The 15307-nt window shown below is 42.2% G+C and carries 14 protein-coding genes; 4 read left to right on the top strand and 10 right to left on the bottom strand.

All coding sequences use genetic code 11. The features are described from left to right. Positions 1 to 14: 14 nt before the first annotated feature. Together ACMFNG_RS03980 and ACMFNG_RS03975 are read left to right on the top strand one after the other, a co-directional pair. On the top strand, positions 15 to 1457 hold the full coding sequence (locus ACMFNG_RS03980) for a bifunctional ADP-dependent NAD(P)H-hydrate dehydratase/NAD(P)H-hydrate epimerase (RefSeq protein WP_011011313.1): 1443 nt from the start codon (positions 15 to 17) through the stop codon (positions 1455 to 1457). Between the two features lie 3 nt (positions 1458 to 1460). Next, positions 1461 to 1631: a hypothetical protein gene (locus tag ACMFNG_RS03975; RefSeq protein WP_014835082.1), complete on the top strand. Its 171-nt coding sequence runs from the start codon at positions 1461 to 1463 to the stop codon at positions 1629 to 1631. Here the strand turns inward: ACMFNG_RS03975 and purL are convergent. From purL to ACMFNG_RS03925, 10 genes are all read right to left on the bottom strand, one after another. Continuing rightward, entirely contained in the window at positions 1621 to 3735 is a 2115-nt protein-coding gene (gene purL / locus ACMFNG_RS03970; protein ID WP_011011312.1) for a phosphoribosylformylglycinamidine synthase subunit PurL, read from the bottom strand. The genes ACMFNG_RS03975 and purL overlap by 11 nt on opposite strands. 108 nt (positions 3736 to 3843) lie before the next feature. Further along, positions 3844 to 4515 carry a phosphoribosylformylglycinamidine synthase I gene (purQ, locus tag ACMFNG_RS03965; RefSeq protein ID WP_014835081.1) on the bottom strand — a complete coding sequence of 224 codons (672 nt, stop codon included), beginning with the start codon at positions 4513 to 4515 and terminating at the stop codon, positions 3844 to 3846. Positions 4516 to 4520: 5 nt separating this feature from the next. After that, entirely contained in the window at positions 4521 to 4760 is a 240-nt protein-coding gene (purS, locus tag ACMFNG_RS03960) for a phosphoribosylformylglycinamidine synthase subunit PurS (protein ID WP_011011310.1), read from the bottom strand. A 67-nt stretch (positions 4761 to 4827) separates the two neighbouring features. Further along, positions 4828 to 5397, bottom strand: coding sequence for a glucose-6-phosphate isomerase (gene pgiA / locus ACMFNG_RS03955; protein WP_011011309.1), 570 nt, complete (start codon positions 5395 to 5397; stop codon positions 4828 to 4830). Next, complete coding sequence (locus ACMFNG_RS03950; protein ID WP_014835080.1) at positions 5390 to 5896, bottom strand: hypothetical protein; 507 nt, start codon at positions 5894 to 5896, stop codon at positions 5390 to 5392. Before ACMFNG_RS03950 ends, pgiA begins: the two co-directional genes overlap by 8 nt. Before the next feature lie 11 nt (positions 5897 to 5907). After that, positions 5908 to 6915 carry an ABC transporter ATP-binding protein gene (locus tag ACMFNG_RS03945; RefSeq protein WP_011011307.1) on the bottom strand — a complete coding sequence of 336 codons (1008 nt, stop codon included), beginning with the start codon at positions 6913 to 6915 and terminating at the stop codon, positions 5908 to 5910. Between the two features lie 10 nt (positions 6916 to 6925). Then, positions 6926 to 7885 carry an ABC transporter ATP-binding protein gene (locus ACMFNG_RS03940; protein ID WP_011011306.1) on the bottom strand — a complete coding sequence of 320 codons (960 nt, stop codon included), beginning with the start codon at positions 7883 to 7885 and terminating at the stop codon, positions 6926 to 6928. Positions 7886 to 7895: 10 nt separating this feature from the next. Beyond that, entirely contained in the window at positions 7896 to 9320 is a 1425-nt protein-coding gene (locus ACMFNG_RS03935) for an ABC transporter permease (protein WP_011011305.1), read from the bottom strand. Positions 9321 to 9330: 10 nt separating this feature from the next. Then, a complete protein-coding gene (locus tag ACMFNG_RS03930; RefSeq protein WP_011011304.1) occupies positions 9331 to 10380 on the bottom strand; it encodes an ABC transporter permease in 1050 nt (349 codons plus the stop codon). Positions 10381 to 10567: 187 nt separating this feature from the next. Continuing rightward, positions 10568 to 13057 carry an ABC transporter substrate-binding protein gene (locus tag ACMFNG_RS03925; RefSeq protein ID WP_430515217.1) on the bottom strand — a complete coding sequence of 830 codons (2490 nt, stop codon included), beginning with the start codon at positions 13055 to 13057 and terminating at the stop codon, positions 10568 to 10570. Positions 13058 to 13369: 312 nt separating this feature from the next. Here ACMFNG_RS03925 and ACMFNG_RS03920 point away from each other — a divergent pair, with 312 nt between their 5' ends. Both ACMFNG_RS03920 and ACMFNG_RS03915 read left to right on the top strand, forming a co-directional pair. Then, the gene (locus tag ACMFNG_RS03920) at positions 13370 to 14614 is read left to right on the top strand and encodes a dihydroorotase (RefSeq protein ID WP_014835451.1); all 1245 of its coding nucleotides are present in this window, start codon (positions 13370 to 13372) and stop codon (positions 14612 to 14614) included. Further along, positions 14562 to 15305: a dihydroorotate dehydrogenase electron transfer subunit gene (locus ACMFNG_RS03915; RefSeq protein ID WP_011011301.1), complete on the top strand. Its 744-nt coding sequence runs from the start codon at positions 14562 to 14564 to the stop codon at positions 15303 to 15305. Before ACMFNG_RS03920 ends, ACMFNG_RS03915 begins: the two co-directional genes overlap by 53 nt. The last annotated feature ends 2 nt before the right edge of the window (positions 15306 to 15307 follow it).

Here is a 15307-nt window from a genome sequence, read left to right as displayed (position 1 = left end):
TTTTGGTGTGTGATATGAAGATAGAGGATGTTTACATTTGGGATATAAATGCTAAGTGGCTCGGAATTACTCCCTATCAGCTCATGGAAAACGCTGGGGCTGGTGTAGCAAAAACAATAGAGGAAAAGTTTGGAAAGAACTTAAGGATAGCTGTTTTCTGTGGAACTGGAAACAACGGGGGAGATGGGTTTGTTGCTGCAAGGCATTTGAGCTTTGAGAACGATGTTACAGTATTCCTAATAGGTGATGAAAGTAAAATCAGAAGCGAAGAGGCAAAACTAAATTGGAACATACTAAAGAATCTTGATTTTATAAAAATCGAGATTCTAAAAGACTCCAGCCAAATAAAGGAGCTAAATCTTGAAGAATTTGACGTGATAATTGATGCCCTCCTGGGGGCTGGAACTAGGGGCGAGCCGAAGGAACCCATAAAGTCAGCCATAGAAAAAATCAACGAGTATGCTGGAAAAGCAAAGATAGTTAGTATAGACCTACCCTCAGGGTATCCAAGCAATTTAAGGGTAAAAGCTGACTTTGCCGTAACTTTCCAATGGGATAAAGAAGAATACTCAGGCTTTGAAAGGATAGTGGTGAAGATCGGATATCCAAGAGAACTCTACCACTTGGCTGGACCAGCTCACGTAAAATTCGCATTTCAGAGAAGGGGAGAGCATAAGGGACAAAATGGAAAGCTCCTCATAATAGGGGGAAGCGAGAACTACTACGGCGCTCCCTACTTAGCTGCAAAATCAGCAAGTTATCTCGTTGACTTAGTATATCTCCTAACCCCCGAAAGAGTTGCCAAAAAGATAAGCGATCCCAACTTAATTGTTAGGGAAGTGAAAGGAGAAAACTTGAGTTTGGAGAGCATAGATAAAGCTCTCGAGCTTTCAGAAAGAGTAGATGCAGTTGTCCTTGGCCCAGGATTAGGGATTAAGGAGGAAACAAAGGACTTTGTAAAAGAATTTGTTAAGAGAGTCTCAAAACCATTGGTAATAGATGCAGATGGACTAAAGATAGTAAGTGAAAACTTGGATATTCTGAAAGGAAAGGAATTTGTCTTGACTCCGCATGCAGGGGAATTTAAGACACTCTTTGGGGTTAAACCAGAAGGAGGGCTCAGAGAGAAGGCCAAGATTGTAATTGAAAAAGCAAGAGAAATTGGGGGAGTAGTTCTTCTGAAGGGAAAGTATGACATAATCAGCGATGGAGAAGTGTGGCTCTATAACAAAACAGGGAACAGGGGAATGACAACAGGAGGCACAGGAGATGTATTAGCGGGAACTGTCGGAGCATTCTTAGCCTTGAAGAACTCTTTATTAAGGAGTGCAGCTGCAGGAGCATTCCTCGTAGGTTTCGCTGGAGACTTAGTTGCCCAGGAGAAGGGGGAGAGTTTTGTAGCATCCGATGTAGCAGAGAAGATACCAATAGCACTAAAGAAGATCTTGGAGATGTGAAATATGGAAAAGAAAAAGCTGTACAGATTGCTCCTAGTTATTGTGCTAATCCTTACGATAGTCTACACCCTGGGAATCCTCGGATATCTCCCCTATGAACTGAGCTACTACATTGTAATATTCTTCATTTTTCTGTTCTTGATTCTTAGATGGCACGAGAGACTCAATCCATAATCCTATACAGCTCATTCCAGTGCACATCGGACAGCCACTTTACTGTCTTACTAACTTTTTCACCATTTATCTTCAATTCAAACTTCTCTCCTCCAATTCTTCCCAGGAGGGTTATTGGAGCTATTTTCTTCACAGCCTCAAGGTTCTCTTCTGGAAAAGTCACTATATACCTTCCATGGCTCTCGCTGAAGGCAAAGTCCAGTGGAAGGAGAGATGTTGTTATCTCGGATTTTATTCCTACATTAAACCATGTAGAAAGCTCTGCCAAAGCAACTGCTACCCCACCACGTGAAACATCATGAACAAAGCTCACTAAACCCTCTTCAATCAATTTAAGAACACTTTCTGCATTTCTCTTCTCAACCTCCAAGTCCACCCTAGGAGCAATTCCTTTAGATACCCCCAAAACTCTGTATAGCTCTGAGCCTCCTAATTCCTTTCTGGTCTCCCCTATTAAACCAATCAAATCTCCCTCTCTAGGCCCCCTCGGAATCTTTTCAAGCTTTACCTTTCCAACACCCGCAACTACAGGGGTTGGCTTTACAGGTTTATTTACGACCTCGTTGTAAAAGCTGACATTCCCACTAACATATGCCAATCCAAAAGCTTTAGCTGCGTCTGCTAGACCTTTTATCGTCTCGACGAAGCTCCAATAAACTTCAGGTCTCTCTGGAGAAGCGAAATTTAGATTGTCTACAAGGGCTAAAGGTTTTGCACCTACACTAACAAGATTCCTAACTACCTCAACTACAACTCCCATTGCACCGTGATAGGGATTTAGATAGCAGTGAGTCGGATTTCCATCAGCTGTAATTGCTAGACCGTACTCTTCGTTTATCTTCAAAACTGCCGAGTCAAACCCCGGCTTTATAACAGTTCTACCTTGAACTTCATGATCATACTGCTCCCAAACCCATCTCTTTGATATTACATTGGGACTTCTCCAAACTTTTTCGAAGGCTTCTTCTAGGGAGATTTGAGGAGTTTCAACGTCTTCTTCGATTCTATATTCTTTCATCGGCCATTCAATAGTCGGTACATTTGTTAGAAGCTCTATTGGGAGCTCTGCAACTTTTCTCCCCTTCCAATAAACTATAAACTTAGGCTCCTCTATAACCTCCCCGACAACACTCCATTCTAGCTCATACTTCTCAAATATCTTCCCCAACTCTTCAACGTCCTCAGGTTTAATGGCGAAGAGCATTCTCTCCTGGCTTTCAGAAATCATTACCTCAAGAGGAGTCATCCCGGGTTCTCTAAGGGGCACTTTGTCAGCATATATTATTGCACCAAAGCCTCTCTTGCCAACCATTTCTGAAGCGGCACAGGTCAATCCTCCCCCACCTAAGTCCTTAAGAGCTTTGACCTTTCCAGTGTAAACGGCTTCAAGCGTTGCTTCAATTAAGAGTTTCTCAGTGAATGGATCTGGAATCTGAACGGCTGACCTATCCTCCTCTTCAGCATTTTCACCCAACTCTTCGCTAGCAAATGTGACCCCGTGAATACCATCTCTACCAGTCCTATTCCCAACTATAACCAGCTTTAAACCAGGCTCAGTTACATAGCTATGAACGAGATGCTCGGGTCTCATTATTCCAATACAAGCAACGTTAACTAAAGTGTAGTTATCTAAGCTTTCATCAAATTCAGTTTCTCCCCCCACAGTGGGGACACCTATTCTATTTCCATAATCAGCTATTCCCTTAACCACGTATTCAAAGAGATATCTGTTCTTCTCCTTCTCCAAGGGGCCAAACCTTATCGGGTCAAGAAGAGCTATTGGCCTGGCCCCCATACATAAAATATCCCTAACTATTCCACCAACCCCAGTAGCAGCACCACCGTAAGGTTCAACTGCGGAAGGGTGATTGTGACTCTCTATTCCAATTACGATCCAAGTTTTATCGTCAAATTTAATTATTCCAGCATCTTCTCCCGGGCCCAAAATGACGTGCTCATTTTTTGTGGGTAACAGCTTCAACCATTTTCTGCTCGACTTATAGGAGACATGCTCACTCCACATGACCTCGAGCATGGCTTTTTCGAGATCGTTAGGCTCTCTTCCAAGCTTCTCACGAATTAACTTTTCCTCATGGGGAAACATCTTGACACCTCCTTATTGTCAGAAAAATGTAAAAATTTTAAATTTTTAAGATTTGTTTTGACTTAAAAATGTTAAAATCTAAAAGCCTCCTTCAGGGCGAGAAAAATATCAACTCCTAACCCACTCAACCATGCCCTTAAACACTTTTAACCCATCTTCACTTCCCAGGAAGTAGTGACTAGCTCTTTCTGGATGTGGCATCATTCCAAGAATATTTCCCTCCATATTTGCAACTCCGGCTATATTCAACACAGAACCGTTGGGATTAGCTTCCTCTGTAATACTTCCCTTCTCATCACTGTACTGAAACACTATCCTAACTTTTGAGGGATCATCGATGTAGTAATTGCCCTCTGCATGTGCTATTGGCATCCTCACTACTTCTCCTTCCTCGTAAAGGTACGTAAAAGGAGTCCTAACATCAACAACTTTCAAGTGGACCCACTTGCATAAAAACCTTGGTATTTTATTTGGTCTAAGAGCCCCAGGAAGAAGGCCTGCCTCAGTTAGAATCTGAAAACCATTGCATATTCCGAGTATAGGTCTCCCTTCTTCGGCGAGCTCTCTTATTTCCTCCATTATCCTTTGCCTAGCAGCTATTGCTCCAGCTCTCAAATAATCAGCGTAACTAAATCCTCCCGGAATAACAACTCCATCATAATCTTTTATGCTATCTTTATACCAAACTCTCTCAGCTTTCCCACCAGCTCTTTTTATTGCCTCGACAGTTTCAAAATCGCAATTAGTCCCAGGAAACACCACTACGGCAAATTTTACCATAATTCTCACCATTCTTCAATGGTGTATTCCCAAGTGTGAATTAAAGGGTTGGCTAACAACCTCCTACACATCTCCTCAACGTCTTTTTCTGGATTGTCACTCTCAAGAATGAACTCGAAGCACTTCGGTACTCTTAACTCCTCAACCCTGTAGCCGAGATTCCTGAGGGCATTTCCGATGACTCTTCCCTCTGGATCGTTGAGTCCTTCCTTCAATCTAACAAGAACCCTAACCCTCCATCTCATCTTTCATTACCAAGAAAATGTAAAAAAGCAGAGGTTTAAAAACATTATTTTAACATTTTTATGTTAACTACTTTTTCCACCTGGGATTATCAACAACCTTAACTTCTCCATTCTCCTCGATGACAATCTTGCTGAACCCCTTCTCAGCTATCGTTCCATAGTCATGTCCGGCATCAGCTGGATAAATTGCCAAGAATATGAATGGTTCATCACCAATATTTACCGTCCTATGAGCCCAATAGGGGGGAACATAAACTACTGTTCCAGGTTCCATTGATATCCACTTAGCATCTCCCTCGGGAGTTTGAAGAAGCATTCCCCCCTTGCCTTTTAAGGCCACATAAACCTCAGCCCTGTCCAGCTTTGCGTGGAAATGACCCTTGGTAAAGAAGAATTCCTTCCCTACTTTTCCTGGGTATAAAACTGTAGTTGCAAAGTTTAAGTCTCCCTCTTTCTCTTCCTGCTCCACTGCATAAACCTCATAAACTACAGGATCCTCCTTCTCCACAAGCTCTTTCCATGCCCTTTCATCAACAAAGTACCCCTCCATGTCGCTTAGCCTTCTTACAGATTTCTTTGCCCCCTCAATTATTCCAGTCTCAAAGTCTACCTTCACTCCAAAAGGTTCCTTATACATCGTCACCACCAGTGGTGTCTTTCTTTTTCTCCTTTTTGACTTTTTCTATCTCACCCTGGAGATAACTTGCAAAGCCTAAGAGTGAAAGCATGCTTCCAGTTATCATTGTGACAAAGGCAATAAGAGATATCCAAGAGTAAGGACAGGAGTAACCAGATATTTCAAGTGTATAAGTAACCTGGGAATCAGTAATAACCCTGGGGAAATCAGTGATATTTGTTAACGTAACACTATTGTTTTTCAGCTCAAGCGACTCGTATTTACGCCCCCAAGATACGGTTACTTTCGCATCTTCTGAAAAGAGGGTAAGGTTTCCATCTACTATCTGAACTATTGAAGATGCCTGACCAAGTAAAGATTCCCCCGGTTCAAGTGTTCCTTCAAATTTCTCCTTAGTAAATGTAGAATACATTGAAAAATACGCCAAAATAAGGGAAGTCAAAAGAAGTAAAAGACCAACAAAGAGAGGGGGATAAGTTATACCTTTCTTTAGCCCCATTTTTTGCCCCTTCAGATTTTTCCTGCCAAGTGGCACTCAACCCAGTGGTTGTGGGAATACTCAACTAACTGAGGCTCCTTCTTGTCACACAGTCCTTCCTTGAAGTACACACATCTCGGGTGGAACCTACAGCCTGGTGGAACATTTACAGCGCTTGGTACCTCACCTTTAATTGGGATTTCTTTAATTACATCTTTTCTCTCTGGAATTGGTTCTGGAACAGCCGCCAGTAATGCTCTTGTGTATGGATGAAGTGGATTGTCAATTACTTCCTTAGCCGGTCCCATCTCAACTATTCTTCCCAGGTACATCACTGCAATCCAGTCAGCAAAGTATCTTGCTGTAGAGAGGTCGTGGGTAATGTAAAGGTATGTAACACCCATCTTCTCCTTAAGTTCTTTCATTAATTCTAGGATCTCCGCTCTGATCGAAACGTCAAGCATTGAGACTGGCTCATCTGCAACTATAAATGTTGGATTTAGGATCAATGCTCTAGCAATTGCAACTCTCTGCCTTTGGCCACCAGAGAGCATGTGTGGGAATCTATTTACATAGTCTTCAGGTGGAGTTATCTTAACCATCTCTAGAGCCTTGTAAATTAGCTCTTCCCTCTCGGCCCTAGTCTCACCAATTCCATGGATCAAGAGGGGCTCCTCAAGGATGTCATATATCCTAAACCTAGGATTCATAGAGCTGAATGGATCCTGGAATATCATCTGAACTCTTCTTCTGTAAGCCTTGATCTCCTCCTTTGTCCTAAGTTCGGTAACATCCTGCCCCTCAAGATAAATCTTACCATCAGTTGGCTCTAGAAGCTTCATCACCAACTTTCCTGTTGTTGTTTTTCCACACCCACTCTCTCCAACTAAAGCGAAAACCTGCTGCTTGTAAACTTCAAAGCTCACTCCATCAACAGCTCTTACGAACCTTTGAGGCTCCCCTCTAAGTGCTCCTAGGAGCCCTCTTCTTACGGGGAAGTACTTCTTGAGGTTTTCAACCTTTAGGATTGGCTCGGCCATTTCTACCACCTCACAACAACCAGCATGCTGCATAGTGGTCTTTGTCCACCTCAATTAGCTTAGGCTCTTCCTGCTTACACCTATCCATGACGTATGGACATCTCGGGTGGAACCTACAGCCGCTGGGTGGGTTAATCAAGTTTGGTGGGCTCCCTGGGATAAATTCAAGCTTTTCCACGTCCTCATGTAACCTTGGAATTGCGGCCAGGAGTTTTTGAGTGTATGGGTGTGCTGGCTCATAGTAGATCTTCTCGCTCGGCCCAATCTCCACTATCTTTCCAGCGTACATTATCGCCACCCTATCGCTAATCTCTGCAAGAATGCTCAAATCGTGGGTAATGAATATCATTGAAAGTCCCAGCTTCTTCTTTAGCCTCTTCATCAGGTTTATGATCTGAGCTTGGACTACTACGTCTAAGGCTGTTGTAGGCTCGTCGGCAATTACTATATCTGGTTCTAGGAGGAGGGCCATTGCTATGACTACTCTCTGCTTCATTCCACCTGAAAGTTCGTGTGGATACCTGTAAACTACCTCTGGGTCGAGACCAACCATTTCAAGGTACTTCATTGCCCTGTCAAGAGCTTCCTCCCTCTCCATTCCCTTGTGGTATATTAGAGGTTCAATCATTTGGTAACCAACGGTATATACTGGGTTAAGGGCGTTCATTGCACCCTGGAATATCATTGAAATCTTCTGCCACCTTATTTCCTTTCTCAAGACATCTTCTGGCAAACCAACTATTTCCCTGCCATCAATCTTTATGCTTCCCCCCACTATTCTTCCTGGGGGTTGAGGCATTCCCATTAGTGTAAATCCAATAGATGACTTTCCACATCCGCTCTCTCCAGCTAGGCCAAGGACTTCTCCCTTTTCTAAGTCAAAGGTGACATCGTCAACTGCCTTAACTGGACCTCTCGAAGTGAAGTAATACATCTTAAGATTCTTAACCTCAAGTATCTTCTTAGCCATGTAAACCACCTCACAATCTCCTGAGTCTTGGGTTCAATATCCTATCCAATGCAGTACCTAACAGTACGAATGTGAATGCAACTAGTGCTATTGCAAGTCCTGGTGGAATGACCCACCACCAGTAACCGTTGACCGCTGCATTCGCGTTCTGGGCATCGTGAAGTATCTGTCCCCATGTCACCTGGGTTGGATCACCAAGACCTAGGAAGCTAAGTGAAGCTTCAGCTAGAACTGCACCTGGAACGCTAAGTGCCATCTGAGCAAATGCGTATGGCAAGAGCTGTGGCATCATGTGCTTGAAGATTATTCTTCCACTTCCAGCACCTAAAGCTATTGCAGCCTCAACATAGGTTTGCTCCTTAATCTGGTAGGCCATACTTCTCGCAACTCTCGCAACTCCAACCCATCCAAAAACCGTCAGCAGTAATACAATTTGCCAGAGCTGAATGTGTCCTCCAAAGTAAGTACCCAGGAGGATTAGGATTGGTAGTGTTGGTATTGACGCCATGAACTCCTGGAATCTCATCATGATTTCATCGGTCCATCCTCCAAAGTATGCTGCAGCTACACCGTAGAATATACCAACCAGAACTGTAAGCACTGCTGTTGCAACACCAATGGTTAGAGACACTCTAGAACCCCATACTATTCCTGCGAAAAGGTCTCTACCTTTATCATCTGTTCCAAGATATCCGTATGTTCTTCCCGGTAGAATTAATTTTGCATTTGAGAGATCCACAGAGGTATTCCCGGGAGTCTTAATTTCGAAGACTATGTGGTATTCTCCCTGGAGGGCCTTTGGATATTCTAACATGTCAGGTGAAATTTGAGCAAAAAGCACTCTCATTGTGTCTATTGAAGTCACCAATTGAAGTTCTTTTGAGGGATCAAGCTGTATGCCAGTTTCACCTTTGACCCAGTTGATAACAGTCTTTCTCACGCCGCTATCTCTCGCAACCTGAATAGTTGTTGTCCCTTTTATCTTTACTCCAGACAGCAAAGTTATCTCTTTGCCATCTGGTCTAACTATTTTTAATGTTAAGGAAGGTCTCAATCTTCCATCGGCCTTTCCCGAAATATTCATTAGCACTATATCCTGGGGTGGCACATCATACTTCATGTTGTATGGTATATCAATAATTAGCCCTCTAGTCGTAGATTGCACGTATTTCTGAAGTTCTTCAGGATAAATTACTTCGTGAGGGGCTTCACTAACACCACTAAATATTGAAGACCAAGTAGGTGGTACAACTTTGGGATTTTCGATCCATATGGTCTTCCACTTATCTGGTATGTTAGGTTCCGTGACGTATGGAGCAGAGACAGCAACCACTATCCAAAAGATAAGTAGAGCTAGTCCAGCAATTCCAGTTTTCTCTCTTCTGAATTCAAACCAAAAGTCTGAGAGGGATTCTTTGAGGTCTACCCATCTCATTGCAACCACCTCACATCTTTGCTGAAGCACCTACTCTTACTCTTGGATCTAGGAATCCATATGAGATGTCAGCTATTATTACTCCAGCAAGGTACAATACCACGCTGATGAAGGTTAGTCCCATTACTAGATTTATCTCCTGAGTTTCGATAGCAATCCAATAAACTCTTCCCATTCCAGGCCAGTTAAATACACTCTCCGTAATTATGGCACCACCCAGGGAACCTAAGAGCGAGAATATTGTCATTGTAACTATTGGAGGTGCCGCGGCTCTCAAACCATGTCCATAGATCACCTTCCTTTCTGGAACACCTTTTGCTCTGGCCACCATGATGAAGTCCTCTTGAAGAGTACTTATCATAATATTTCTAGTAACCCAAGCCCAGCCTCCAAAGAGCACGAATACTATTGTGGTTATTGGAAGAACCAACCTACGAGCAACGTCCAGAACATGGTCTAATCCTGTTAAATTGGGGTTTGGCATTGAATTAGATGGGAACCATCCAAGCTTAAATGCAAAGATTAGAAGCATTATCATTCCAAACCACCACATTGGAATACTCGTAGTCACTAGGGCAAGAACTGAAAGTGCCCTGTCAAACAGACTTCCGACTTTTTGAGCAGCTTTGACACCAAGCAATAGTCCCAAGATTATAACTATAATCTGGGCCGTTGTAAACAGCAGTATCGTTCTTGGGAGTGCTAAAGAAATTATTGCCTTCACATTTCTCTCGGTTCCAAAGATTGGAATTCTAGTGTTACCAAAGTCGAGAGTTATCGTTCTTTTAGCATAGTACAAGACTCTTATATGATAGGGCTGGTCTAACTTATATAGGTGTCTGTAATACTTTATTCTTTCCATTTTCCAAGCTTCCGGATCTGAAGGAGCTCTATTTTGTTGCACGAGAGATTGATATTCCGCATTCACTATTTCCTGAATTCTACTCTCCAGCTCTTTTTCTGCAACTTTAACGAAAAGTGCTGAGACTACTAGAACGACTATAGAGAGCACAATTAATGCGTTTATAGCTCTTATGAGCAGATATTTACCTAACCCCATTTTTCCATCCCCCTGCTCACTCCAGTTTTCTAACGAACATTTTTGATCATCATCTTTTTCAAACTTGTAAAACTACTTTAAATATTTTATTTCGATAAACATTTGAACGGCAAGAAAAATAAGTGGCAGCATGTTATAAATCAAAAAGAACATGCAAAAATTTTAAGAGAAAAAGGGAGAGAAAAAACTACTTCTTAAACCTTCTCAGGAGGAGTGGAACTACTGCGAGACCAACAAGTATCGCTGGTCCACAGATTCCTCCAGTCTCAGTTGGAGATTGTGTAGTAGTCGGTTGAGTCTGGGTTGGTGATGGGGTTGTGGTGGTTGTTTGAGTTGTAGTGGTCTGGGTGGTAGTAGTCTCAGTCTGGGTTGGTGTCTCTGGAGCCTCAGCAAGGTAGGCGCTCTTCATAACGATGCTGTTTCCTAGACCAACTGCTGGATCCATAACTCTGAATTTAATTCTCTTGTTGACTGGGAAGAACTCCCAGGTTTCTGCTGTAAAGACTCTGAAGCTCTCGTAGATACCAATAGCAGCACCAATCTTAGTTAGGTCCCAGTACTTAGCTTCAGAGTCTAGTGTCTGGTTCTTGTAATTGCTTGTGTAGATAAGCCATCCGATATCATCTGCTGTCCAGTCAAGTATTGGTTCAAGCTTGTCTGGAGTGGTGTAGTACTCAAGTTCAAGCATGTCAATAGCTGCCTGAATGTCACCATTTCCAAGATACTTGAGGACTTCTTCTACTGTTGCTCTGTATGTGTTCTCTGGTGTGAACTTCCAACCTACGAATCCTGGACCAAACCATGCTGTGGTGTAGTACTGTAGGATTCTGCTAATTGAGAAGAGAACGCTTCCACTTGCTACCCATCCTTCAGTGTAATAACCCCATTCATAGTTAGCTGGGTCTGAGAGGTATACTATCTGGTTGGCAGTTCTTCTGTCAACTATCTTAACTTCAACCTCAAATCCAGCCTTTCTAAGGATTTCTGCAATGTAGTAAGCCTCATCCTTTCTCTCATCTTCTTGTCTTCCAATTCCAACGATCTTAACTGGCTCTCCGTTGAAGTACCACTTTCCGTTAACCTTCTTGAGCTCATATCCCATGTTAGCTAACTCTCTAGCGGCCTTTTGCATCGCCTGTTCAATTAGCTGGAGAGCATACTCTTCGTCACCCTGTGCATCGATACCAAAGGCATCGACAACTGGCTGTAGCTTCTCGATTGCAACCGTATCACCACTTGTCCATGGAGTGTACATTGGTCCACCTGAACCCTGGAGGATGTTCTGGATGATGTAGTTTCTGTTGATGAGGTATTCCATTGCAAATCTTATCTCTCTAATTGCGAATGGGTTGAAGTACTTCTTGTCACCAACTGTAATCACATATGGATTATCCTTGTCGTGCACTGGGTTCCAGACCATGTCCCAGAATCCACCAATGTTAACGTACATGTCAATGTTGCTCTTCTGCTCATCACTAAGTCCAGAGAACGTGAATGATGGGAATGAGTACCATGAAACATCGTACTCTCCACTTGCTACACCAAGAATTATCGTGTTCTCGTTCTGGATACCATAAAGCTCTACAACATCGAAGTATGGCTCAAAGTTGTACATGTCCTCAGCAAACTCTGGCTTGACCCACTTGTCAAACTTAACATACCTTAGATAGAGGTTCTCAGGCTTGTAGACATCAATTAGATATGGCCCAGTTGAAATGAACATGTGGTTGTGAGTGTTTATAAAGTTGATAATGGAGTCATATTCCTTAATCTCGTCCTGCTCGTCATAGATGAAGTCCTTAATAACGTCAGGTATTGGCTTCTCATTCTTCAACTTCTCAAGCATTTCAGCAACCTTCTTAGCGTGAGAAGGTGTTAGCATATCAATCTGTTGAATGTCTTCAGTAGATTCACTGAATGAGAACAATTCTACACCTTCAGTCTGGTTGGCAAACCTAGCCCTGTTGCTCTCGGCAACAAGTTCGCTCATGGCATAAATGAGTTGCCATGGATAGCTTGCGTAGGGCGTGAAGTACAAGTATTGATACTTCTTGTAGGGTGGGAATGTGTAGGTGTGGTAGATGGTTACTACAAAGTAATTATCGTCTTCTTCCTTAACCTCAATACCGAGGAGCTTTTGCATTGCTTCTGCGCTCCAGTCAGCCTCGTTTGCATCGAAGTATGGATCTTGGTCTCCATCTTGGCTTGACCACTCCCATGACCAGTAGTAGCCGTACATTACATCAGCAACTGTGAGCTTGTGGCCATCGTGGAAGTAGATCTTTTGGCACTTGAAGGTAGCCGCGGTTGGAGCAACTTCTCCAGCATGATCAGGTTGCCACTTCTTGGTGGTTGTATTGAAGACTAAAGCAGTTTCTGGTACCTTTACATTTTCCTTACCTTCAACTAAGGTACATCTGTATGGGTGGTAGTCACCCTCAATACCCCAAACGTATGCTCCCTCATCCTGGGCCAACCCTGCAGCTCTAGTTGAATACACATCTCTGAAACCTGCTGAACTTGGGTTCCATGCACCCATAAATAGAGAACCAGTTGCTGAGTACATTGCTATCTTAAGAACCTTCTGATCCTCTGCTGCTACTGGCTTTAGAAGTGGGCTTACTAACATGCCCAAAGCAACCAATATTGTCAATATTCCAACAAGTTTTTTCCTCATTGCATATCACCTGCCAGGTATCTCAAACGTATGTCGCCTCAGTTTAAATATAGGGTTCAAGGCATAATTCTATACATCAGAATCAATATTTAAGGATTACTATCCTGAAACAAAAAACGCAAAAATATTTCTAGAAAAGAAAAAATTGGTAATATCTGAGGGACTACACTAGAAGAAACGAAGTTTCTCCGTGTAAGCAAGTTAGTAATGGATAAAAGGTCACAAAAGACTTACAAAGGATTTTATAGAACATTAGAAATTCAAAAAAAGTTTAAGAACCAAGATCTATCAAACCAAATCTTGGTGATTAGCATGGAAGTTGTCTTAGAAGGTAAATTTCTTCTGGATAAAAGAACAATTGAGGGGTATATTGGGATTGAAGATGGAAAAATATCAAAAATTTCGTTGAGGGAAATAAAAGGAGACCACAAGATAAAGGTTGATAAGGGGAAGGTAATACTCCCTGGACTTATAGATGTTCATGTTCATTTGAGAGATTTTGAGGAAAGTTATAAAGAAAGCATAGAAAGTGGAACAAAAGCAGCAGTTCATGGAGGGATTACGGTAGTATTTGACATGCCCAACACAAAGCCCCCTATAATGGATGAAAAGACTCTCAAACTTAGGGAGCATTTATTTAAAAGAAAAAGCTACGCAGACTATGCCCTCGGCTTCTTACTTGCTGGAAACAAACCTGTAGAGGCCGATTTCTATAAGATATTTATGGGTGCCTCAACGGGGGGAATTTATTCAAAGAACTTTGAAGAAGATTATATAAGAGCTCTCGACATAGTTTCAATCCATGCAGAAGACTATGAAATAATCCAAAAATATCCTGAAAGACCCCCAATAGCAGAGATAAGAGCTATAGAAAGAGTTATTGAAGCTGTAAAAACACATAAAAAACCAGCTCATATCTGCCACATTTCCACGGCCAAAGGACTTAAGCTGCTTCTTGACTCCAGACTTGAAATGCTGAGCTTCGAGGTGACTCCTCATCACTTGTTCTTAACTAGATCTGACTACGATAAAAATCCTCTCCTAAAGGTTTATCCTCCCTTAAGAAGCGAGGAAGATAGGATAGCATTATGGAAAAACATAGACAAAGTTCCAGTAATAGCTAGTGACCACGCTCCACACACATTGGAAGATAAAGAGGCGGGAGCAGCTGGATTGCCAGGTTTGGAAACAGAAGTTCCACTTCTTCTAGATGCTGTAAACAAGGGGTTGATAACCTTACAGGATATAGTAGAAAAAATGCACATTAACCCTATAAAGATATTTGGAATAGAAAACAAGGGATTTGAAAAAGGAAAAGATGCTGATTTTACAATTGTTGACATGAAAAGGGAGTGGACCATAAGGGCAGATAACCTCTACACTAAAGCTGGATGGACCCCATACGAAGGATGGAGGGTTAAGGGAAAAGTTATAATGACAATAATTAGGGGAGAAGTAGTAATGGAAGAAGATGAGATAATAGGAAAGCCCAGGGGGGAGAGAATTGTTAAGAAGGGTAAGCATAGAAGAAACTTGGGAAGTAGCGAAGAACATTAAAGCATTTAGATTAAGTGAAAAACTTGAATTCACTCCAGGGCAGTTCATCATGCTCTGGCTCCCAGGAGTTGAAGAAAAACCCCTTAGTTTAGCTGATAAAAACTTAATTATGGTGAAGAAGGTAGGTAGATTTACAAATGAGCTTTTCAAACTAAAAGAGGGAGATTATGTGTGGATTAGAGGGCCTTATGGGCATGGATTTAGTGGGAAAGGAAAGAGTGTAGCACTAATTGCAGGGGGAATTGGAATACCTCCCATCTATGCTTTGGCAAAATATGGCAATTTTAAAAGGAGTATCCTTATTTATGGAGCAAGGACAAAGGAAGAAATAGCTCTGCCAAAAGACATAGAAAGTTACGTAGATGAGGTAATTATAACAACTGATGATGGAAGTTACGGGATTAAGGGATTTCCAACTGATGTGTTAATGGAAAGGCGATCAGAGTTCGATTACGTTTATGCATGCGGACCAGAAATTATGCTTGCAAAGATATTGGAGATTATGGAATTTGAGAATGTAGAAGTTTCTGCAGAGAGGTACATGAAGTGTGGAATTGGAGTTTGTGGTAGTTGTGCTTTAGGACCATACCTTGTATGTAGAGATGGCCCCGTATTTAGTGGAAAGCAGTTGATTAATACGGAATTTGGGAAGTACTCAAGGACACCAGATGGAAGAATTAAGCCGTTGTGAGG

It is taken from the genome of Pyrococcus woesei (assembly GCF_050496105.1).
In the GTDB taxonomy this organism is placed as follows: Archaea; Methanobacteriota_B; Thermococci; order Thermococcales; family Thermococcaceae; genus Pyrococcus; species Pyrococcus furiosus.
Note: the sequence above shows the minus strand (reverse complement) of the source record. Positions and strands in the feature narration are given on the sequence as shown.

Bases quoted from the DNA above. Each gene is read 5' to 3' on its own strand.
- ACMFNG_RS03935 (WP_011011305.1), bottom strand. From the start codon at position 9,320: ATGAGATGGGTAGACCTCAAAGAATCCCTCTCAGACTTTTGGTTTGAA.
- ACMFNG_RS03980 (WP_011011313.1), top strand. From the start codon at position 15: ATGAAGATAGAGGATGTTTACATTTGGGATATAAATGCTAAGTGGCTC.
- purL (WP_011011312.1), bottom strand. From the start codon at position 3,735: ATGTTTCCCCATGAGGAAAAGTTAATTCGTGAGAAGCTTGGAAGAGAG.
- pgiA (WP_011011309.1), bottom strand. From the start codon at position 5,397: ATGTATAAGGAACCTTTTGGAGTGAAGGTAGACTTTGAGACTGGAATA.
- purS (WP_011011310.1), bottom strand. From the start codon at position 4,760: ATGAGATGGAGGGTTAGGGTTCTTGTTAGATTGAAGGAAGGACTCAAC.
- purQ (WP_014835081.1), bottom strand. From the start codon at position 4,515: ATGGTAAAATTTGCCGTAGTGGTGTTTCCTGGGACTAATTGCGATTTT.
- ACMFNG_RS03945 (WP_011011307.1), bottom strand. From the start codon at position 6,915: ATGGCCGAGCCAATCCTAAAGGTTGAAAACCTCAAGAAGTACTTCCCC.
- ACMFNG_RS03930 (WP_011011304.1), bottom strand. From the start codon at position 10,380: ATGGGGTTAGGTAAATATCTGCTCATAAGAGCTATAAACGCATTAATT.
- ACMFNG_RS03920 (WP_014835451.1), top strand. From the start codon at position 13,370: ATGGAAGTTGTCTTAGAAGGTAAATTTCTTCTGGATAAAAGAACAATT.
- ACMFNG_RS03925 (WP_430515217.1), bottom strand. From the start codon at position 13,057: ATGAGGAAAAAACTTGTTGGAATATTGACAATATTGGTTGCTTTGGGC.
- ACMFNG_RS03950 (WP_014835080.1), bottom strand. From the start codon at position 5,896: ATGGGGCTAAAGAAAGGTATAACTTATCCCCCTCTCTTTGTTGGTCTT.
- ACMFNG_RS03975 (WP_014835082.1), top strand. From the start codon at position 1,461: ATGGAAAAGAAAAAGCTGTACAGATTGCTCCTAGTTATTGTGCTAATC.
- ACMFNG_RS03940 (WP_011011306.1), bottom strand. From the start codon at position 7,885: ATGGCTAAGAAGATACTTGAGGTTAAGAATCTTAAGATGTATTACTTC.